The 20221-nt window shown below is 65.5% G+C and carries 16 protein-coding genes; 9 read left to right on the top strand and 7 right to left on the bottom strand.

The annotated features are described in order from the left end of the window. The first annotated feature begins 66 nt into the window (after positions 1 to 66). Genes LRX75_RS03745 through LRX75_RS03725 form a run of 5 tightly spaced genes read left to right on the top strand, consistent with a single transcriptional unit; the run spans position 67 to position 5127 of the window. Positions 67 to 741: a phosphoribosylanthranilate isomerase gene (locus LRX75_RS03745; protein WP_231812061.1), complete on the top strand. Its 675-nt coding sequence runs from the start codon at positions 67 to 69 to the stop codon at positions 739 to 741. Further along, positions 738 to 1958, top strand: coding sequence for a tryptophan synthase subunit beta (gene trpB / locus LRX75_RS03740; protein ID WP_113149941.1), 1221 nt, complete (start codon positions 738 to 740; stop codon positions 1956 to 1958). Before LRX75_RS03745 ends, trpB begins: the two co-directional genes overlap by 4 nt. A gap of 4 nt (positions 1959 to 1962) precedes the next feature. Beyond that, positions 1963 to 2802 (top strand): tryptophan synthase subunit alpha, encoded by an 840-nt coding sequence (gene trpA / locus LRX75_RS03735; RefSeq protein WP_231812060.1) that lies wholly within the window; start codon positions 1963 to 1965, stop codon positions 2800 to 2802. 49 nt (positions 2803 to 2851) lie between these two features. Beyond that, positions 2852 to 3778: an acetyl-CoA carboxylase, carboxyltransferase subunit beta gene (gene accD, locus LRX75_RS03730; RefSeq protein ID WP_231812058.1), complete on the top strand. Its 927-nt coding sequence runs from the start codon at positions 2852 to 2854 to the stop codon at positions 3776 to 3778. 8 nt (positions 3779 to 3786) lie between these two features. Further along, positions 3787 to 5127, top strand: a complete 1341-nt coding sequence (locus LRX75_RS03725) for a bifunctional folylpolyglutamate synthase/dihydrofolate synthase (protein ID WP_231812056.1) — start codon at positions 3787 to 3789, stop codon at positions 5125 to 5127. An 87-nt stretch (positions 5128 to 5214) separates the two neighbouring features. Here the strand turns inward: LRX75_RS03725 and trxA are convergent, their stop codons facing one another. From trxA to LRX75_RS03690, 7 genes are all read right to left on the bottom strand, one after another. Continuing rightward, positions 5215 to 5538 (bottom strand): thioredoxin, encoded by a 324-nt coding sequence (trxA, locus tag LRX75_RS03720; RefSeq protein WP_231812054.1) that lies wholly within the window; start codon positions 5536 to 5538, stop codon positions 5215 to 5217. 89 nt (positions 5539 to 5627) lie between these two features. Beyond that, positions 5628 to 9197, bottom strand: a complete 3570-nt coding sequence (gene addA, locus LRX75_RS03715; protein WP_231812053.1) for a double-strand break repair helicase AddA — start codon at positions 9195 to 9197, stop codon at positions 5628 to 5630. After that, positions 9190 to 12378 carry a double-strand break repair protein AddB gene (gene addB / locus LRX75_RS03710; RefSeq protein WP_231812051.1) on the bottom strand — a complete coding sequence of 1063 codons (3189 nt, stop codon included), beginning with the start codon at positions 12376 to 12378 and terminating at the stop codon, positions 9190 to 9192. The genes addA and addB overlap by 8 nt, the downstream gene beginning before the upstream one ends. An 11-nt stretch (positions 12379 to 12389) precedes the next feature. Further along, entirely contained in the window at positions 12390 to 13118 is a 729-nt protein-coding gene (locus LRX75_RS03705; protein WP_231812049.1) for a nucleotidyltransferase family protein, read from the bottom strand. Positions 13119 to 13233: 115 nt separating this feature from the next. After that, positions 13234 to 13845: an alpha-ketoglutarate-dependent dioxygenase AlkB family protein gene (locus LRX75_RS03700; RefSeq protein ID WP_231812455.1), complete on the bottom strand. Its 612-nt coding sequence runs from the start codon at positions 13843 to 13845 to the stop codon at positions 13234 to 13236. 128 nt (positions 13846 to 13973) lie between these two features. Beyond that, positions 13974 to 14408, bottom strand: coding sequence for an alternative ribosome rescue aminoacyl-tRNA hydrolase ArfB (gene arfB / locus LRX75_RS03695; RefSeq protein WP_231812047.1), 435 nt, complete (start codon positions 14406 to 14408; stop codon positions 13974 to 13976). A 196-nt stretch (positions 14409 to 14604) separates the two neighbouring features. Then, the gene (locus tag LRX75_RS03690) at positions 14605 to 16215 is read right to left on the bottom strand and encodes a phosphoenolpyruvate carboxykinase (RefSeq protein ID WP_231812045.1); all 1611 of its coding nucleotides are present in this window, start codon (positions 16213 to 16215) and stop codon (positions 14605 to 14607) included. Positions 16216 to 16602: 387 nt separating this feature from the next. On the opposite strand from LRX75_RS03690, the gene LRX75_RS03685 reads away from it, so the two are divergent. The 4 genes from LRX75_RS03685 (at position 16603) to LRX75_RS03670 (ending at position 20218) form a co-directional block, all read left to right on the top strand. Continuing rightward, the gene (locus LRX75_RS03685; RefSeq protein ID WP_092935839.1) at positions 16603 to 17334 is read left to right on the top strand and encodes a response regulator transcription factor; all 732 of its coding nucleotides are present in this window, start codon (positions 16603 to 16605) and stop codon (positions 17332 to 17334) included. Positions 17335 to 17404: 70 nt separating this feature from the next. Beyond that, positions 17405 to 19159 carry a stimulus-sensing domain-containing protein gene (locus LRX75_RS03680; protein WP_231812453.1) on the top strand — a complete coding sequence of 585 codons (1755 nt, stop codon included), beginning with the start codon at positions 17405 to 17407 and terminating at the stop codon, positions 19157 to 19159. Positions 19160 to 19190: 31 nt separating this feature from the next. Next, entirely contained in the window at positions 19191 to 19643 is a 453-nt protein-coding gene (locus tag LRX75_RS03675; protein ID WP_231812043.1) for an HPr kinase/phosphorylase, read from the top strand. Between the two features lie 173 nt (positions 19644 to 19816). Then, positions 19817 to 20218 (top strand): PTS sugar transporter subunit IIA, encoded by a 402-nt coding sequence (locus tag LRX75_RS03670; RefSeq protein ID WP_092931151.1) that lies wholly within the window; start codon positions 19817 to 19819, stop codon positions 20216 to 20218. The last annotated feature ends 3 nt before the right edge of the window (positions 20219 to 20221 follow it).

The raw sequence follows: 20221 nt of genomic DNA, 5'->3' as shown, positions 1-20221 counted from the left end.
GCGACAACGGCCTGGGCCCTTGTTTTGGCTCGACTCGCAGGCCGATTCATGCAAATGCGGTGCCTTATGACCATCGATGTCAAGATCTGCGGATTGAAGACCGCCGAGGCCGTCGACAAGGCGGTTGCCTTGGGCGCGAACCATGTCGGCTTCATATTTTTCGAGAAGAGCCCGCGCAATATCGAGCCGGACGATGCCGCGCGGCTGGCCGACCGGATTCGCGGCCGGGCAAAGATCGTCGCCGTGACGGTGGATGCGGATAACGACACGCTGGACGAGATCGTCTCGTCGCTGGATCCCGACATCCTGCAGCTTCACGGCCACGAGACCGCCGCACGCGCGCTGGACATCCGTGCCATCTACGGCCGGCCTGTGATGAAGGCATTTTCGGTGCGCGAGGCCGACGACCTGCGCGCGGTGGATGCCTATATCGGCATTGCCGACCGGTTTCTGTTCGACGCCAAGGCGCCCAAGGGGTCCGACCTTCCGGGCGGCAATGGCGTGGCGTTCGACTGGACGCTCCTCCATGCGCTTGACGCCGAGGTGGATTACATGCTTTCCGGCGGCCTCAATGCCGGAAACATCCGCGAGGCCCTGGCGATGACGGGCACGCGCGCGATCGACATCTCCTCCGGAGTGGAGCGCGCACCCGGCGTCAAGGACATCGGGCGGATGGAAGAGTTTTTCGATGCCGTTGCACAGGCTTGCGCTGAGCCTTTCCGGTCAAGGAGCACGACGTGAATCAGACCCCTCTACCCAATTCCTTCCGTTCCGGCCCCGACGAGGATGGTCGTTTCGGCATTTTCGGCGGCCGCTTCGTCGCGGAAACGCTGATGCCGCTAATCCTCGAGCTTGAAGCCGAATGGGAGAAGGCAAAGACCGATCCCGCCTTCAAGGCCGAGCTGGAACACCTCAACACCCATTATACCGGCCGTCCGAGCCCGCTCTATTTTGCCGAGCGGCTGACGGCGGAACTGGGTGGCGCGAAGGTCTATTTCAAGCGCGACGAGCTGAACCACACCGGTTCGCACAAGATCAACAACTGCCTCGGCCAGATCCTGCTCGCCAAGCGCATGGGCAAGACCCGCATCATCGCGGAAACCGGCGCCGGCCAGCATGGCGTGGCGACGGCGACCGTCGCGGCCCGCTTCGGCCTTCCCTGCGTCGTCTACATGGGCGCGACCGACGTCGAGCGCCAGTCGCCGAACGTCTTTCGCATGAAGCTGCTCGGTGCCGAAGTGCGTCCCGTCACGGCCGGCCACGGCACGCTGAAGGACGCGATGAACGAGGCCCTGCGCGACTGGGTCACCAATGTCGACGACACCTACTATCTGATCGGCACCGCTGCCGGCCCGCATCCCTATCCGGAAATGGTGCGCGACTTCCAGGCCGTCATCGGCCGGGAAACGCGCGAGCAGATGCTGGCCATGGAAGGCCGCCTGCCGGACATGCTGGTTGCCGCCGTCGGCGGCGGCTCCAACGCCATCGGTCTCTTCCATCCGTTTCTCGACGACGCCAGCGTCAAGATCGTCGGCGTGGAAGCCGGCGGCAAGGGCCTCGACGGCGAGGAACACTGTGCCTCGCTGACGGCGGGCTCGCCGGGCGTTCTTCACGGCAACCGCACCTATCTGCTGCAGGACAAGGACGGACAGATCAAGGAAGGCCACTCCATCTCCGCCGGCCTCGACTATCCCGGCATCGGCCCCGAGCATTCCTGGCTGAAGGATGCCGGTCGCGTCGAATACGTGCCGATCATGGATCATGAGGCGCTCGAAGCCTTCCAGCTCCTGACCCGCATCGAAGGCATCATTCCCGCGCTCGAGCCGAGCCATGCGCTGGCCGAAGTCATCAAGCGGGCGCCGACGATGGACAAGGACCAGATCATCGTGATGAACCTCTGCGGACGCGGCGACAAGGATATCTTCACCGTCGGCAAGCTGCTCGGAATGGGACTGTAAGAACATGAGCGCACGTTTCGACAGGACCTTCGCCAAGGCGGCCGCCGAGCATCGGCCGGTGCTCGTCACCTACATCATGGGGGGCGATCCGGATTTCGACACATCCCTGTCGATCATGAAGGCGCTGCCCTCGGCCGGCTCCGACATCATCGAGCTCGGCATGCCCTTCTCCGACCCGATGGCGGATGGCCCGGCGATCCAGCTGGCCGGCCAGCGCGCCCTGCGCGGCGGCCAGACGCTCGAAAAAACGCTGGAGCTGTCCCGCCAGTTCCGCAAGACGGATACGGACACGCCGATCGTCATGATGGGCTACTACAATCCGATCTACATCTATGGCGTCGATCGCTTTCTCGACAACGCGCTTGCCGCCGGCATCGACGGCCTGATCGTCGTGGATCTGCCGCCGGAAATGGACGACGAGCTCTGCCTGCCCGCTCTCAGAAAGGGCATCAGCTTCATCCGGCTGGCAACGCCCACGACGGACGGGCGGCGCCTGCCCAAGGTTCTCGAAAACACCTCTGGCTTCGTCTATTACGTTTCCATGAACGGCATCACCGGCTCGGCGCTGCCGGAGCCGGCCCTGGTCGGCGGCGCCGTGGCGCGCATCAAGGAGCATACCAACCTGCCGGTCTGCGTCGGCTTCGGCGTCAAGACGGCCGAGCATGCCCGCGCCATCGGCGCCTCTGCCGACGGCGTGGTCGTCGGTACCGTCATCATCAATCAGGTCGCCTCCAGCCTCACCGAAGACGGTCAGGCAACGGGTGCGACCGTTCCGGGCGTGGAGGCCCTCGTCTGTGGCCTTTCGGCCGGCGTCCGGGCCGCACGTCTTGCCGCAGCCGAATAATCGCCCACATTCAGGGCAATGACAGGCTGAACGATTTCAGGAGTTTCATGTGAACTGGATTACCAACTACGTTCGCCCGAAGATCAATTCGATGCTCGGCCGCCGCGAGGTTCCGGAAAACCTTTGGATCAAGTGCCCGGAAACGGGCGAGATGGTGTTTCACCGCGATCTCGAAGAAAACAAATGGGTCATTCCCGCATCCGGCTTCCACATGAAGATGCCGGCCAAGGCGCGCCTGAAGGATCTGTTCGATGATGGCGTCTACGAGGCCCTGCCGCAGCCGAAGGTGGCGCAGGACCCGCTGAAGTTCCGCGACTCGAAGAAATACACTGACCGCCTGCGCGACAGCCGTGCCAAGACCGAGATGGAGGATACGATCCTCGCCGGTGTTGGCACCGTCGAGGGCCTGAAGCTCGTGGCCGTCGTGCATGAATTTGCCTTCATGGGCGGCTCGCTCGGCATCGCCGCCGGTGAGGCGATCATCAAGGCCTTCGAGCGCGCGATCGCCGAAAAGTGCCCGCTCGTCATCTTCCCGGCCTCGGGCGGCGCCCGTATGCAGGAAGGCATCCTCTCGCTCATGCAGCTGCCGCGCACCACCGTGGCCGTGCAGATGCTGAAGGAAGCGGGCCTTCCCTATATCGTTGTCCTGACGAACCCGACGACCGGCGGCGTCACCGCGTCCTATGCCATGCTCGGCGATCTGCATCTGGCGGAGCCGGGTGCCGAAATCTGCTTTGCCGGCAAGCGCGTCATCGAGCAGACCATCCGCGAAAAGCTCCCCGAGGGCTTCCAGACGTCGGAATATCTGATGGATCACGGCATGATCGACATGGTCATCAAGCGTCACGACATTCCTTCGACGCTCGCACGCGTGCTGAAGATCATGCTCAAGAAGCCGGTCGATGTCGTCAAGCGTACCGTCGAGCCCGAGATCGTCGTTCCCCCGGCAGCCGTGCCGGTTGCGGCCGGCGTTTAAGGTCTGCGATGACCGTTGCGGCAAGCGAAGCCACGCAGGAGATCGACAAGCTCCTTGCCCTTCATCCCAAAGGCTTCGATCTGTCGCTCGAGCGCGTCACCCGCCTCCTCGACAGGCTCGGCAACCCGCAGGACCGGCTGCCGCCCGTCATTCACGTGGCCGGCACCAATGGCAAGGGGTCCGTCTCGGCCTTCTCCAGGGCGATCCTGGAGGCGGCGGGTCTCTCCGTCCATGTCCACACCTCGCCGCACCTCGTCAGCTGGCATGAGCGCTATCGCCTCGGCGTCAAGGGCGGTCGCGGTGCCTATGCCACGGACGCGGTTCTCGCAGAGGCGGTGCGCCGCGTGGGTGCTGCCAATCGCGGCGAGACCATCACCGTCTTCGAAATCCTGACCGCCGTCACCTTCGTCCTGTTCTCCGAGCATCCCGCCGATGTCGCGATCGTCGAGGTCGGCCTCGGCGGTCGTTTCGATGCGACGAACGTCATCACGGCGCCGGCCGTCTCCACGATCATGCCGATTTCGCTCGATCATCAGGCCTATCTCGGCGATCGTGTCGAACTGATCGCTGCCGAAAAGGCCGGCATCATGAAGCGCGGCTGTCCCGTCGTCATCGGGCAGCAGGAGGAGGAGGCCGCGCGCGACGTGCTGGTCGCCACCGCCGAGCGGCTGCGCTGCCCCGTGTCCGTTTACGGACAGGACTTCATGGCGCATGAGGAGTTCGGCCGCCTGATCTATCAGGACGATGCCGGACTGATTGACCTGCCGCTGCCGCGCCTGCCCGGCCGGCATCAATATGCCAATGCCGCCGCAGCCATCCGCACGATCCGCGCCGCCGGTTTCGATCCGTCGGACGCGGCGATCGAGAAAGGCCTGACGACGGTCGAATGGCCCGGCCGCCTGCAGCGGCTCACCAGCGGACGGCTGGCGGAACGCGCACCGAAACGCGCCGAAATCTGGGTGGATGGTGGCCACAACCCCGGTGCCGGCAAGGTGATCGCCGAGACGATGGCCAATCTCGAGGAGCGCGACCCGCGGCCTCTGTTCCTCATCATCGGCATGCTCAACACCAAGGATCCCGCCGGCTACTTCCAGTCCTTCTCCGGCCTTGCGGAACAGGTCTTCACCGTGCCGATCCGCGGTTCGGACGCCGGTATCGACCCGGTGGCGCTGGCGGAAGACGCAGCGGCCCAGGGCCTCGAGGTCGAGCCGGTTTCTTCGGTCGCGGAAGCGCTGGCCGTTATCTCGGGCCTGTTCGAAGACCAGCCGGTCGCCCCGCGCATCCTCATCGGCGGTTCGCTCTATCTCGTCGGCAATGTCCTCGCCGACAACGGCACGCCGCCGCGCTGAATGGCGGCAATGGAAAAAACGGCATGAAAAAACCCGGCTGCGAAGGCCGGGTTTTCCATATGTCGTATCGCACGATCCAGCGGACGCCTATGCGGCGGCGTTGGTGATCCACGAGGTCAGCGCGGTCTTCGGTGCGGCACCGACCTTGATGTCGGCAACCTCGCCGGCCTTGAAGAGGGCGAGCGTCGGAATCGAGCGCACGCCGTACTGGGCGGCAATCTCGGGGTTCTCGTCGATGTTGATCTTGGCGACCTTGACCTTACCGGCCATCTCGTTGGAGATTTCCTCGAGGCTGGGCGCGATCATCTTGCACGGACCGCACCATTCCGCCCAGAAATCGACGATAACCGGCTCCTGTGCATTGAGAACTTCATCCTGAAAATTGGATGTATCGACTTTCACGGTCGCCATGATGCGCTCCTCATTCCTATGGTGCGGGTAACCCGCGGGGCATGATCAGGATGTGATGATCCGGACCCTGCATTTCAATGTCCGGTATCTCATTTTGTGGCGAGGTCCACAAGCGCGGCATCGAGAAGCGCCTCCGGCAGCTCGATTGCCGTTGGGCCCTCGGTGAAGACGAGGATGCAGCGGAACCGATGGGCCGGGTAGAGCGGCCGCAGGATCTCCCGGTAGATCGCAAGCTGCGTGCGGTAGACGTTCGGTACGGCGCCGACGTCGCCGGGCACGGTCCGGTTCGTCTTGAAGTCCGCGATTACGACACAGTTCTCGGCAACCGCCAAACGGTCGATCCGGCCGGAGACGGCGTGTTCGCGCACACCGAGCCGAAGCGTGCCCATGATCGAGACCTCGGCACGGCTGGAGCTGGAGAAAAGCGCGGAAAGTGCGGGATCGTCGATGACGGCAAGAACGGACCGCACGATGCCGTCCCGCTGCGCCTCGCTCCAGTTGGGGGCGGCGCGCGACAGATAACGTGCGGCATTGGCTTCGCGCGCCTCCGGCGGCCGCGCAGGCAGAACCTGCAGCAACCGATGCAGGATTGCGCCGCGCAACAGAGACGGTCCCGTGGCCTTGTCGTCGAGAAAGAGGCGCGAACCGGTGATCGTGTCCGCCGCGTCCGCCTCCACTGTGAAACCTGCGCCCGAAGGACTCAAGGGCCGGGGAAGGTGGCGCTGTGGCGGCAGGGGTTCAAGCAGCGCTTGCGGCAAGCTGCCGACGTCATCGGCCGCGATATCGACCTCTGCGGGCTCGATGTCGAAATCCGTCCGCTTGGTCAGCGCATGCCAGCGCGCGCCGCTCCATTGCAGCCCGGCCACCGAGAAATCGACGGGCACCAGCCGGCCTTCCGCATCCGCGGCCAGACCGGCGCGCACCATGGCGTGCCAGCTTTCCGGATTGTCGAGCTTGCCGCGATAGCCGCAGACGATCAGGCGGTCGGCTGCCCGCGTCATGCCGACATAGAGCAGCCGACGATACTCCTCCTCGGCACTTGCCTTCAGTCGCTGCGTATCGCTGTCGATCAGGCTGTTGGAGGGTGCCCGCGGCGGCCGCCAGACGGGAATGGTCGAGGCCTCCCCGTCGGCACCGCGCCCGTGCGGCGACGGCACCATGCGGAGTGCCGGAACATGCTGATTGTTGAACGCCTTGCCGCTGCCATCGACCAGGAACACGACCGGCGCCTCCAGGCCCTTTGCCGCATGAACGGTCATGACGCGAACCTCGTTGCGCTCCTTGTCCTGCTCCCGCTTGATGGTCGGCGCCTCCAGTTCGAGGCCGGAAATGAAGCTCTGCAGACCGGGAAGCCCGTTGGCCTCGTGATCGAGGCAGAAGGTGAGGAACTCGTCGAGAATGTCGCTGACCTCGCTGCCGAGCCGCGACAGGAACGCCGCCCGCCCGCCATCGGCGCCCAGCAGGCGCGCATAGAGGTCATAGACCGAGAGCGTATCCGCCAGCGTCCGGTAGGTCGCCAGCCGCGCAACGACCGGCGCGAGCGCCGGATCGGGTGACGCCTGGAGCGCGCTCCAGAGGCTGTGGCCGAGGGGGCGCAGGGTTGCAGCGTCCGCCAGCACCTCCTCGGTCACGGCGAAGAGCGGGCTCTTCAGCACCGCGGCCAGCGACAGGTCGTCCTGCGGCAGGAGCAGAAACCGGCCGAGCGCCATCAGATCCTGAACGGCGATATGCGCCGTCAGCACCAGCCGGTCGGCACCCGCGACAGGGATGTCGTGCCGCGTCTTCAGGGCCCGCATCAGCGCGTTCACGAAGGCATCGCGCTTGCGCACCAGCACGATCACGTCGCCCGGCCGCATGACACGGCGCGTGGTCTTCTCGATGATGGTCTCGGTGCCGATCCAGTGCGCCAGCGTCGCTGCGATGCGTTCGGCCAGAATGTTGGCCGGCGCATGTTCCGGCGTCGCATCGAAGGCTGCGGTCCAGTCCTCCTCCTCGAGGCTCGGTGCAGGGGCGATCATGTCCCAGATCTCGACCAGACCCGGATGGCCGACGCGGTTCGAGGCGTGCACGACGGGTTCGTTGCGGGCGCTGAGGCCGCGCGCATGGGCTGGCTCCCGAAACACCGTGTCGACGGCGGACAGCACGTCCTCGGTCGAGCGGAAGGAAAGCTGCAGCTGCACGGGGCTGAAAGCGAGCCCGCTCGCATCGATCCGCCGCTTCGCCGCGCGCGCCTCTTCCGAAAAGCGCTCCGGCCGCGCGCCCTGGAACGAGTAGATCGACTGCTTCTCGTCGCCGACGGCAAACAGCGTCCGGTGGCGACCGCGGGCGCTGTCGCCGGTAAAGAAGTCTTCGGCGAGCGACCGGATGATCGACCACTGCACCGGGCTCGTATCCTGCGCCTCGTCTACGAGAATATGGTCGATGCCCTGGTCGAGCTTGTAATGCACCCAGGCGCCGACATCCGCGCGGGTTAAAAGACGCGCGGTCCGGTTGATCAGGTCGTCGAAATCGAGCTGGCTGCGGCTCTTCTTGATGTCTTCGTAGTCCTGCGTCAGCCGCTCGGCGAGCACCATTGCGGCCTGTGTCGCCTCGAACATGTGGACGAGGGCCAGCCGGTCGGAGAGCGACAGGACGGCCTCGTAAGCAGCCTGCACCTTGTCCTCAAGATCGGGGGCCGCCTTGCGCAGCGGCGCGGAAAAGAAGCCCGACATCGCCCGCGGCTTGCCCGAGGACGCAGAGAAGAACAGGTCCCGAACGGCCTGATAGCGCTGCAGCGGCGTTTTGAGCTCAGCCGTAACCGCCAGCCCGTCGGCAAAATCCCGCACCTTGGCACCGCCCGAAGCGCGCGCGATATCGATATAGCGCGTGAGATCCGGACCGTTGAGGCCGGCCAGCGGCCAGAACTGCGCGATGACGCCGTCCGCCGTCTCCTTGGCATCCAGTCCCAGCGCCTCGCGCAGGACGCGGTCGGTGCCGCCCGTCTGTTCGGCCTCGGTCAGGAAAGCCTGCAGCGCCGTGCGGTTGGCGACGATCATCGACAGCAGGCTTTCGAGCCCGGTGTCGTCGGCCAGCGCCAGCACGGTCTCAAAGGCGCCGGTCAGCACCGGATCGCCCTCGGTCGCCGCCGCCGTCAGGAGAAGACGGCGCGCGTCCGCCAGCAGGATCGTCGCCGTCCTGTCGTCGAGCACGGAAAAGTGGCCGGCGACATTGGCTTCCAGCGGAAACTGATGCAGCAACGCTTCGCAAAAGGCGTGAATCGTCTGGATCTTTAGCCCGCCCGGCGTTTCCAGCGCGCGGGCAAACAGGCGCCGGGCCTCGGCGACCGTGGCGGCACTCGGCGCCCGCCCTTCGAGCGCCGTGATCCGCGCCGAAAGCGTCGCGTCATCGAGCGTCACCCATTCCGCCAGCCGCTCGAACACGCGGTTCGACATTTCGGCCGCCGCCGCCTTCGTATAGGTCAGGCAGAGGATGGCCGAGGCGCGACATCCCGAAAGCAAGAGGCGAATGACGCGCTGGGTCAGCACATGGGTCTTGCCCGAGCCGGCATTGGCCGAGACCCAGGCCGATCGCTGCGGATCCGAGGCGATGGCCTGTTGCGCCGTCGTCCAGTTCAGCCAGTCGGCGGGCGAGCCGCTTTTCGGTGCGAGATCGTCAGGCATCCCCCGTCTCCTCTTCGCCATCGGCCGTCGACCATTCGGCGACGCGCGCCAGATGATCGTATTCCCCCCCATAGGATTTCTCCTTCTGGACGATCACGCGCGAGGCGAAACCGCGCTGGCCCGATTGCAGCGCCCGCAGCAGGCCGGTGAACTGGGCGAGCGATTCGTCGGCCAGCATCTCCGCCGTCTTCGGCTCGACATCGCCCCGCGCCCGCCCCTCATTGTTGACCTCGTCCACCTCGAACCGGTCTCCGGGCTTCAGCCGGACATAAAGCAGCGAGGCGGGATGACGCCGGCCGACCGTGTCGAAGGCGCCGGCCTTCAGGGCCGCGGCTTCGAGCGGCAGCTGCGGGTCGAGCAGCGCGCGGGCTTCCTTGACGGATGGGTTGGCGCCGGTCTTGTAATCGACGATGACAGCCGCCCCGTCGGGGCCGATGTCGATGCGGTCGGCCAGGCCGGTCAGTTCGATATCGGCCACGCCGACCTGGAATTTCGCGTAGCGCTCCAGGAAGGATTGCCGGATGCCGTCCTTGCGGGAGACCTCCCAGTCGATGAAGGCCCGGCCGACGGCCGCAAACCGGGGTCGCCAGATGACATCGATGTGAACCGGCAATCGCTGTTCGTCGAAGGCTTCACCGATCAGCTGCTGCATGACTGCCTGCGCCTCCGGGCCCGCCGGATCGACCGTGCTCTTGGCGAAGCGCTCGACGATGGCGTGGTAGATCGTGCCGCGCTCGGCCGCACCGGGGTCGTCATTGAAGCCGTCGATCGGCTGAAGGCGCAGGATGCGTCGGGCATAGATGGAATAAGGGTCGCGACGCAGACGCCCGACCTCGCTGAAAGAATAGCGCCGCGGCTGCAGCGCGAAAGCGGGCTTGGGTTCCGGCCGTCTGGCCAGCGGCGTGTCGGGACGCGCGTCGAGAAGAGCGGCATAGCGCAGCCGGTCGCGGCCGTTTTCGCGCAGGCGCTGGCCCAGATCCTTGCCGCCGACGGCGAGCAGCCGTTGCAGCCAGCGCGAGGCGACGGTGGGTGTCGCACCCTTGCGCAGAGACCGGCTGAACACCAGCCGCCGCGTGCCGCAGGCCATCTGGAGATCGTGGGCCAGCTGGCCGATGCGCCGCTCCGGCGGTTCCAGGCCGATGCCGGTTTTCATGCTGCGCGACAGGAAGGGATCGTTGGCGGTCTGCCCCGGCCATGTCCCCTCGTTCATGCCGCCGAGGACGACGAGATCGACGCTCTGCAGCCGGGCTTCCAGCGCGCCGAAGATGAAGACGCGCGGGTGCCGCATGGCGCGGGGCTTGACGGCGGAACCGGCCATCAGCGCGTCCACGGCCTCGCACCACTGCCCGCCATCCGCCTCGATCTGCCCGTCCGCTTCGATGACGGCCCGCAGGAGATCGGCAAGTGCCGCGCCCGCCTCGCCGGACCAGAGCGCCCCGAGGTCGCCCGTCTCCGTCATGGCCACACCTTCCAGCGCCCGGCCGGTCCGCTCGGCCCAGTCCGACAGCATCAGCGACGTGCTGAACCCGCCGGCACCCTTTCGCCGCCGCACCAGCATGGCGACGAGCGGCTCGATGGCCGTGGCGATCGCACCAGCCACGACGCGGGCATCCTCGATATCCGCATCCGTCACCTGCACCAGCCATTCCGGCGCATGGCGATCGGCGCGCCGGCGCACCGCCGCCTCGTCGAGCAGCGGCCTGAGATCCGCTATATCGGCCGGCACGGTGCCCCCGCGCAGAGCGAGCAGTTCGAGCAGCGTCACGGCCGGGCGAAAACGCTCGGGCGACACGCCGAAGCAGGCGAGCGGATGCTTCATCAGCGTGGTGATGGCGACGGGATCGCCGGGACGCAGCGCCACGTCGAGGAGAAGCCGGACAAGTGTGCCTTGGGGCGTGGATGCGAGCGGCGTTCCCGCGGAATCATCCGCCTCGATGCCGAAGCGCTGCAGTTCCGCGGCCACCCGACGGGCGAGATCGCGGTCGGGCGTGATCAGCGCGGCCTGGCATTCCTCGTCCCTCTGCAATGCCAGCCGCAACGACAGCGCGATCGCCGTCGCCTCCTCGCGTTCGTTCACCGCCTCGATCAGGGCTGCATCCGAAAAGGCTGCTTCGACACGCCGCGCATCCAGCGAGCGTCGCACGGCGTCCCAGGAACTGGTGGCCTCGACCGGCAGGAAGGCATGCGACAGCGTCTCCGCCCGAACGGCGAGATCCGCGTCCACGGTGCCGATCGACACGACCTCCGCGCGCGCGATGCCCATGCGCCGCAGGAGACGCACGAAGCCGTATTGCGGGTGGCTGCGGCTGGCGGACTCATGGCTGCGGGCAGCGTCCCGCGGTGGCGGATCGATGAGGCTCCAGTCCGCATCCGTCATCGTCTCGTCCAGCCCGGGCAGCACGATCGCGCCTTGCGACAGCGTCTGCACCGCGAGGATCAGCCGGGCCGTGGCGGGGATGGACCCTGTCGATCCCGCGATGATAACAGGGCCGTCGATCGCGCCGGCAGCGATCCGGTGGCTTTCGGCCTCAAGGACCGCATTGCGGTGGCGGGCGGGCGAGGAGCGGCTGAGCTCGGCCAGCCGGGCCGGCCAGAACTGGCTGGCGATCTGCAGGAATTCCAGCGTCAGCGTCCACCACTGCGCATAGTTGCTGGCATCGAGCGCGCCCAGACTCTCCCAGTCGAGATCCTCCGTCTCGATATCGTCGATGATCTGCACGAGGTTGCGCGCAAGCCACAAGGCGTCGGCCGGGCTGGCGGGCGCGATCAGCGGGCTGTCGCCGTGCAGTTCGGTGACGATCCGCGGCAGCGTGTTGCGCCAGGCAAGGATCAGCCGCGACAGTTCGATCAGCCGCGCCGGGCCGGTCAAGGGCGGTGCGAGATCGAGAACGGCCGGCATCTCCGCATCGAAGAAGCCGCTATCGTCGTCCGTCTCCCCCAGCGCCCGGATGACCGGCAGGATGGCCGAGCGGGCGCCGAGGCAATCCACGAATTCCGAGCGCAGCACACGCGCCGCGCGCCGGGTCGGCACGAAAATCGTCACGCCGGCAAGCGACAGCGGATCGGCCGGATCGTAGCGATAATCAGGCACGATCGTGCCATTGCAGATCGCATGGACGAGCGTCTTCAGGAAGGGGACGCCGGCCGGGATGGTGAAGACATTCTGTCGTGCAGGCGTCATGGTTTCTTCCCTCAGGCGGGGTCCGCCAGTCGTGCGAACTGCGCTTCGGCCATGCCGATCGCATCCGGCGTGCCCACGGTGATCCATTCGCCTTCGAGCATCAGCCCGTACAGGCGTCCGGCCGCAATCGCCGTGTCGAAATAGATGTTGAGATTGAAGGCATCCTTCGGCGCTTCGTCGAACAGCGTGCTCATCAGGGCGATCGCGCCGGCATAGACGACGGGCTGCGGCAGCCCCTCGGCGTAGCGGACGAGCCGCCCATCCGTCTGAAGCGAGAAATCCTTCTTGCCGTCATGGCCGGTCGTCCGGTTAAGATCGACGCAGAGAAGCAGCATGTCCATGCGGGCGGGATCGAAGGCCTCGGCAAGGCGGGCGAGATTGCTGCGCCCTTCCGGCTCGCCGATCCAGAAGAGGTCGGCATTCATGACCAGCACCGGGCCGGGATCGAGAAGCGTCAGCCCCTTGGCAAGACCTCCGCCCGAATTCATCAGGGCCGTGCGCTCGTCGGAAATCCGGATCGCCGGCGCCGGCCGGGCATGCAGGTGCGCTTCCATGCGATCGGCGAAATGATGCACGTTCACGGCCGCCGTCTTGATGCCCGCGGTCACCAGGAGATCGAGCACATGGTCGATCATCGGCTTGCCGGCGATCGGCACCAGCGGCTTCGGCATCGTGTCGGTGATGGGCCGCAGCCGCGTGCCCAATCCTGCGGCCAGCACCATGGCATTTTCGATGAGCATGTCGCCCTTTCCTTCATTGGCGCCGCGATTCGCGATCGACGCCTCGCATCATTTCCGAAACGCGCCTGCGTTCAAGAACGGATGCCGTGTGGGATGTCATGTTGCCGGAGTCTTCTCATGGCGTGACCCGCCGAAGCGTCAGGTTGATGCGACCGCCATTCTTCAGAAGCGTCGAGGTCGCGGGGTAGATGCGATCGACGCCATGAAAGGCGAGCCGGCTTTCGCCGCCGAGAACCACGATGTCGCCGCTCGACAGCTTGAAGGAGACCGTCCGGTCGGTGCGTGCGCGCCCGCCGACCCGAAACAGGCAGGCATCGCCGAGCGACACCGAGACGACCGGCGTCTGAAGATCCTGCTCGTCCTTGTCCTGGTGCAGCCCCATCCGCGCGGTGTCCGCATAGAAATTGACGAGACAGGCCTGCGGCGGCTTGGATGCGCCCGCAACCGTCTGCCAGAGATCGAGCAGGCTTTGCGGGATGGCGGGCCAGGGTGTCTGCGTTGCCGGATGCAGCGGCTGATAGCGATAGCCGAGAGCCTTGTCCGTGACCCAGCCGAGCGTGCCGCAATTCGTCATTCGCACCGACAGTTCCTTGCCGGTCTTCGGCATGGCCGGGCGATAGAGCGGGGCCGCCGCAACGACCGCGCGGATCTCCTCGACAAGGGCTTCCTGGCGGTCGCGATCGAGAAAACCGGGAATATGGCGGAAGCCTTTCGGCAGGACCAGCATGGCCTCCTCCTGTTCGCGTTGCTGCCAGCCGCTCATGGCAGGGTTCTTTGCCGGAGTCCGAATGGGACCGATGCCCGGTGGAGCGCTGCTTCGGCCTCCCGCGAGGATTGCTCGGCTTTCACGCGCATCTATTCGCCATCCGGGCGGCCGCGCATCTTCTTGACCTCCCCGCGACCGCTCTTCGCCTTCAGCCGGCGCTCCACCGAGCCGCGGGTCGGCTTGGTTTTGCGGCGAGGCGGCGGGGGTGGTTCGGCGGCCTTGAGGATCAGCGCCTTCAGCCGTTCGCGGGCGTCCTCGCGATTGCGGTCCTGGCTGCGGAAGCGGTTCGCCTCGATCATCAGCACGCCGTCTTTCGAAACCCGGCGACCGGCAAGGCCGATCACGTTGTCGCGGATGCGCTCGGGCAGGGAAGGGGATGCCGCGATGTTGTAGAACAGCTGGACGGCGGTCGCGACCTTGTTGACGTTCTGCCCGCCGGGACCGCCCGCCAGCACGAACTGCTCGCTCAGCTCCCAGCCGGCAATCACGATCCGGTCGTTGATGTAGAGGGGGTCGCTTGCCATGCCGTCGCCTTTCGTTCCCTGTTTATTCCAGCTTGGCGCGCTTTGCAAATAGAGCAGCGCCCGCAAAACTGCGCAGCGGTTCTGCGTCCGGGATTGCGAGACGACAGAAAGATCTGGCCGAACGACGAAACCCGGCGCTGTCGCCAGCGCCGGGTTTCACGTGAAATCGTTCGATGAAGCGTCTCCGCTTCGCGGCTTATTCGGCGGCGATCGCCAGTCCCGGTGCCGCATCGCGGACGCCGCCATCGACATGGCTTTCGAACTTGGTGAAGTTCGCGACAAACATACTGGCCAGCTTGCTGGCCTGCGCGTCATAGGCGGCACCGTCTGCCCAGGTCGAGCGCGGATCGAGAATCCCGCCCTCGATGCCGGCGACCGCGACCGGAACCGCGAAGCCGAAATTGGCATCTGTGCGGAATTCGGTCTCGGCCAGCGAACCGTCGAGCGCTGCAGCGAGCAGAGCGCGGGTCGCCTTGATCGGCATGCGGCGGCCGGTGCCGTAGGCACCACCGGTCCAGCCGGTGTTGACGAGCCAGCAGGTGACGCCGTGTTCGGCGATCAGTTCGCGCAGCAGGTTGCCGTACTCGCTCGGGTGCCGCGGCATGAAGGGGGCGCCGAAGCAGGTCGAGAAGGTGGCTTCCGGTTCGGTCACACCCTTTTCCGTGCCGGCGACCTTGGCGGTGTAGCCGGAGAGGAAGTGGTACATGGCCTGATCGGCCGTCAGCTTGGCGATCGGCGGCATGACGCCGAAGGCATCGGCCGTCAGCATGATGATCGTCTTCGGGTGACCGGCCGTGCCCGTTGCGCTGGCATTGGGAATGAAGTCCAGCGGGTAGGCGCAGCGGGTGTTCTCGGTGAGCGAGCCGTCATCGAAGTCCGGCACCCTGTTCTCATCCAGGATGACGTTCTCGAGCACGGTGCCGAAACGCTTCGTGGTGGCGAAGATTTCCGGCTCGGCTTCGGCCGAAAGACGGATCGTCTTGGCATAGCAGCCGCCTTCGAAGTTGAAGATGCCGTCCTTGCCCCAGCCATGCTCGTCGTCGCCGATCAGCGTGCGCTTCGGGTCGGCCGACAGCGTGGTCTTGCCGGTGCCGGAAAGGCCGAAGAAGACGGCGGAATCGCCGTCCGGGCCGACGTTTGCCGAGCAATGCATCGGCATCACGCCCTTTTCGGGCAGTAGGTAGTTGAGGGCGGTGAAGACCGACTTCTTCATCTCGCCGGCATAGGACGTGCCGCCGATCAGCACCAGACCGTTGACGAGGTCGCAGGCGATGACGGTTTCCGTCCGGCAGCCGTGACGGGCCGGGTCGGCGCGGAAGTGCGGCAGGTCGATGATGGTCAGCTTCGGCGCAAACGTCTTCAGGCTCTCGCGATCCGGACGGATCAGCAGATTGCGGATGAAGAGGGAGTGCCAGGCGAATTCGGTGATGACGCGGGTCGGCAGGGCATTGTCGCTGTCGGCACCGCCGATCAGGTCCTGGACGTAGAGGGAACGGCCACGGGCATGGTCGAGCATGTCGCTGCACAGCGTTTCGAAATGTGCGGGCGACATTTCCTTGTTGTTGTCCCACCAGATCTGATCGGTCGTCGTCGCATCGCGAACGACGAACTTGTCCTTGGCGGAGCGGCCCGTGTGCTGGCCGGTGAGGGCGCGAAGCGCACCGTCTGCCGTCACCTGCGCTTCGCCGAGCCGCAGCGATTCCTCGTAAAGCTCTGCGGGCGAAAGGTTGTAACGGACGGCGACAAGGTCTTCGAAACCGAGTGCAGCGATTCCGAGATCCGGATTGCGAATGCCAAATTCTTCCATGAGCGCTGCTCCCCTGCGTTGTATCGATAGCGCAACATTAGCCGGAGTTACGGAAAACGCAAGATAGCATTAGAAAAAAGACAATAAATTCAATATATTAATCGATTTAAAGGAAATTGTTCAATGTTCAATCGGTTTAAATCGGCAATTGAAATGTTTCAGACCGCGCCTCTTTCAGCCCTGTCGTCCGTGATTGTGCATCACGGCGACGTTTTCGCTTCGCCACAATTTGTTCCACCTTTATACTCATGAACGCGCGCCGGCCCCGGCCGACCCCCGTCTCTGGAGGTCTGTCCGTTCAGGCCGGCCTCTGTCGATGTTATTCCGTTTCCTGCCGGAGAGGGGATCGAGGAGAAAAGGCGCGAAGATATGATGGAGCGGAATACGATGCAGACCATTGCACTTGTCGATGACGACCGGAACATCCTGACATCGGTCTCGATCGCGCTGGAGGCCGAAGGCTACAAGGTCGAGACCTATACGGATGGCGCCTCCGCCCTCGACGGGCTTCTGGCCCGGCCGCCGCAGCTGGCGATCTTCGATATCAAGATGCCGCGCATGGACGGAATGGAACTGCTGCGCCGCCTGCGGCAGAAATCGGATATCCCCGTCATCTTCCTGACCTCCAAGGACGAGGAGATCGACGAGCTCTTCGGCCTGAAGATGGGCGCTGACGACTTCATCACCAAGCCGTTCTCCCAGCGCCTGCTGGTCGAGCGCGTCAAGGCGATCCTGCGCCGCTCCGCCAACCGGGAAGCCGCCGCCGCCGCCGGTCCCGCGGGCCTGCAGAAGATGAAGGACGACATCCAGGCCCGCTCTCTGGAACGCGGCCAGCTGTCGATGGACCAGGAGCGCCACACCTGCACCTGGAAGAACGAGCCGGTGACGCTGACGGTGACCGAGTTCCTGATCCTGCATTCGCTCGCCCAGCGGCCCGGCGTCGTGAAAAGCCGCGACTCTCTGATGGATGCCGCCTATGACGAGCAGGTCTATGTGGACGACCGCACCATCGACAGCCACATCAAGCGGCTGCGCAAGAAGTTCAAGATGGTCGACAACGACTTCGATATGATCGAAACCCTGTATGGCGTCGGCTACCGGTTCCGCGAATCGGCCTGAGGCCTGACCATCCACACGAAGCGGGAGAGGCTGAGCGTCCGACGTGGCTGATATCACGAGGCATGCGGCGATCGAGGAAGCGGACGGAGCCTATCGCTCCGGCCGGCGCTGGGCGCATCCCTTCACGCTGATCCGCCGGATCTTCGGCAATGCCGTCTTTTCCAGCCTCACGCGCCGCATCCTGTTCTTCAACCTGGTGGCGCTCGTCGTTCTCGTCGGCGGCATCATGTATCTCAACCAGTTCCGCGAGGGGCTGATCGACGCCCGCGTCGAAAGCCTGCTGACGCAGGGCGAGATCATCGCCGGCGCGATCGCCGCCTCGGCCTCGGTCGACACCAACTCCATCACCATCGATCCGGAAAAGCTGCTGGAGCTGCAGGCCGGGCAGAGCATCACGCCGCTGCCGCGCGACGAGGACCTCGAATTCCCGATCACGCAGGAGCGCGTCGCCCCCGTACTGCGGCGGCTGATCTCGCCCACCCGCACCCGCGCCCGTCTTTTCGATGCGGATGCCGACCTCCTGCTCGACAGCCGCCACCTCTACACCGGCGGCCAGGTGCTGCGCTTCGACCTGCCGCCGATCGAGCCGGAAAACCAGACGCTGACGGCCAAGCTCAACACCTGGTACAATCGCATGCTCCAGCCGGGCAACCTGCCGCTCTACAAGGAGCCGCCGGGGGGCAATGGCTCGATCTACCCCGAAGTGATGAATGCGCTTACGGGCGTGCGCGGTGCGGTGGTGCGCGTGACGGAGCAGGGCGAGCTCATCGTGTCCGTCGCCGTCCCCGTCCAGCGCTTCCGGGCCGTGCTCGGCGTGCTGCTCCTCTCCACACAGGCCGGCGATATCGACAAGATCGTCCATGCCGAGCGTCTGGCGATCATCCGGGTGTTCGGCGTCGCCGCCCTCGTCAACGTCATCCTGTCGCTGCTCCTGTCGAGCACGATCGCCAATCCCCTGCGCCGCCTGTCGGCTGCCGCCATCCGCGTGCGCCGCGGCAGCGCCAAGGAGCGGCAGGAGATCCCGGACTTCTCCTCCCGCCAGGACGAGATCGGCAATCTTTCGGTCGCGCTGCGCGACATGACCGGCGCGCTCTACGATCGCATCGCGGCGATCGAGAATTTTGCCGCCGATGTCAGCCATGAGCTGAAGAACCCGCTGACCTCGCTGCGCAGTGCCGTCGAGACCCTTCCGCTCGCCCGCACCGACGACTCCAAGAAGCGGCTGATGGATGTCATCCAGCACGACGTGCGCCGGCTCGACCGCCTGATCAGCGATATTTCCGACGCCTCGCGGCTGGATGCGGAGCTTGCCCGCAGCGACGCGCGCGGGGTCGATCTCGAAAAGCTGCTCGGCGACCTCGTCGATATCTCGCGCCAGGTGCGCAACAAGAAGAAGACGGTGCTGCTCACCTTCGTGGTCGAGCGGAAGGACAATCCGAAGGCGCGCTTCGACGTCAGCGGCTACGAGCTGCGCATCGGGCAGATCATCACCAACCTCATCGAGAATGCGCGGTCCTTCGTGCCGGAGGAGGGCGGACACATCATCGTCCGACTGTCGCGCAACCGCACGCGCTGCGTCGTCACGGTCGAGGACAACGGCCCGGGCATCCAGGCCGAGGATATCGACCGTATCTTCGAACGCTTCTACACCGACCGCCCGGATGGCGAGGATTTCGGGCAGAACTCCGGCCTCGGCCTCTCGATCTCGCGGCAGATCGCCGAAGCGCATGGCGGCACGCTGCGGGCCGAAAACATGACGGATGCGCAGGGCGCGATCACCGGCGCGCGCTTCATCCTGTCGCTGCCCGTCGGCGAAGCGGCGTGAGCCGGCGACGGACGCCGCGGACCGCGAGCGCATGACGCGAAACACGACCGCCCCCCGCAACGTCCACGCGACGGCCATTGTCCTCGGTACGGTCGGCTATCTCTTCGTCGGCCCCTCCGGCACGGGCAAGACCAGTGCGGCCCTGGCCTGCCTCTCGTCCGCCGCCCGCCGCGGCTGGAATGCGGCGCTCGTCTCCGACGATCAGGTTCTCGTCAGTCTTCGAGGCGGGCGCCTCGTCGCCCGCGCCCCGGCGACCATTGCCGGCCTTGCGGAATTGCGTGGCGTCGGGCCCATTCCGGTTCGCAAAGTCAAAGCTGCCGTCATGTCCTATGCCGTCCTGCCCGTTGCCCCGCCATTCGACATGCGGGTCGCACCGGAAGCCGAGACCTGGGATGCCGGCCCGGCCGTGCTTCCCTTGCTCCGGCTTCCGCTCCTGCCCGGGCTTGACCCTCTGGATGCACTCAGCCGTTTTTCGGCACTTTGAAATGTCGCAGTCTGCACAGTTTTTGCTCATGTGATCCGTGTTTTAGGATTTTTGACTTGCACTCCGGCATTTCCTCGCCAAGATGACCGCCCCAAGGTGGAATGAAATTGTTGCATTGCGGCATGGCATGGCTATCGTCCGCCGAAGGGAAAAGGCAGTTGGAGCAAAGACACATGATCGGACTTGTGCTTGTCACGCACGGCAAGCTGGCTGAAGAGTTTCGTCATGCGCTCGAACACGTCGTAGGGCCGCAGAAATTCATCGAGACCGTCTGTATCGGCCCCGAAGACGACATGGACCAGCGGCGTCAGGACATCCTGACCGCCGTCATCGCCGCCAATGAGGGCAGCGGCGTCATCATTCTCACCGACATGTTCGGCGGCACGCCGTCCAATCTCGCCATCTCTGTCATGCAGAGCGGCACCGTCGAGGTCATCGCCGGCGTCAACCTGCCCATGCTGATCAAGCTGGCGGGCGTGCGGGGCGAGAGCGACATGGACAAGGCGCTGGTCGAGGCCTCCGAGGCCGGGCGCAAATACATCAACGTCGCCAGCCGCGTTCTCAGCGGCAAATAACGG

The organism is Rhizobium quercicola (genome assembly GCF_021168455.1).
Classification (GTDB): domain Bacteria; phylum Pseudomonadota; class Alphaproteobacteria; order Rhizobiales; family Rhizobiaceae; genus Ferranicluibacter; species Ferranicluibacter quercicola.
This window is presented reverse-complemented; position numbering and strand designations above follow the sequence as displayed.

Excerpts from the sequence above, each read along its gene's own strand:
- LRX75_RS03700 (WP_231812455.1), bottom strand. The coding sequence starts at position 13,845 with ATGCTGGTCCTGCCGAAAGGCTTCCGCCATATTCCCGGTTTTCTCGAT.
- arfB (WP_231812047.1), bottom strand. The coding sequence starts at position 14,408 with ATGGCAAGCGACCCCCTCTACATCAACGACCGGATCGTGATTGCCGGC.
- LRX75_RS03675 (WP_231812043.1), top strand. The coding sequence starts at position 19,191 with ATGACGCGAAACACGACCGCCCCCCGCAACGTCCACGCGACGGCCATT.
- trxA (WP_231812054.1), bottom strand. The coding sequence starts at position 5,538 with ATGGCGACCGTGAAAGTCGATACATCCAATTTTCAGGATGAAGTTCTC.
- LRX75_RS03670 (WP_092931151.1), top strand. The coding sequence starts at position 19,817 with ATGATCGGACTTGTGCTTGTCACGCACGGCAAGCTGGCTGAAGAGTTT.
- addA (WP_231812053.1), bottom strand. The coding sequence starts at position 9,197 with ATGCCTGACGATCTCGCACCGAAAAGCGGCTCGCCCGCCGACTGGCTG.
- LRX75_RS03705 (WP_231812049.1), bottom strand. The coding sequence starts at position 13,118 with ATGCTCATCGAAAATGCCATGGTGCTGGCCGCAGGATTGGGCACGCGG.
- trpA (WP_231812060.1), top strand. The coding sequence starts at position 1,963 with ATGAGCGCACGTTTCGACAGGACCTTCGCCAAGGCGGCCGCCGAGCAT.
- LRX75_RS03725 (WP_231812056.1), top strand. The coding sequence starts at position 3,787 with ATGACCGTTGCGGCAAGCGAAGCCACGCAGGAGATCGACAAGCTCCTT.
- addB (WP_231812051.1), bottom strand. The coding sequence starts at position 12,378 with ATGACGCCTGCACGACAGAATGTCTTCACCATCCCGGCCGGCGTCCCC.
- LRX75_RS03690 (WP_231812045.1), bottom strand. The coding sequence starts at position 16,215 with ATGGAAGAATTTGGCATTCGCAATCCGGATCTCGGAATCGCTGCACTC.
- LRX75_RS03685 (WP_092935839.1), top strand. The coding sequence starts at position 16,603 with ATGCAGACCATTGCACTTGTCGATGACGACCGGAACATCCTGACATCG.
- LRX75_RS03745 (WP_231812061.1), top strand. The coding sequence starts at position 67 with ATGACCATCGATGTCAAGATCTGCGGATTGAAGACCGCCGAGGCCGTC.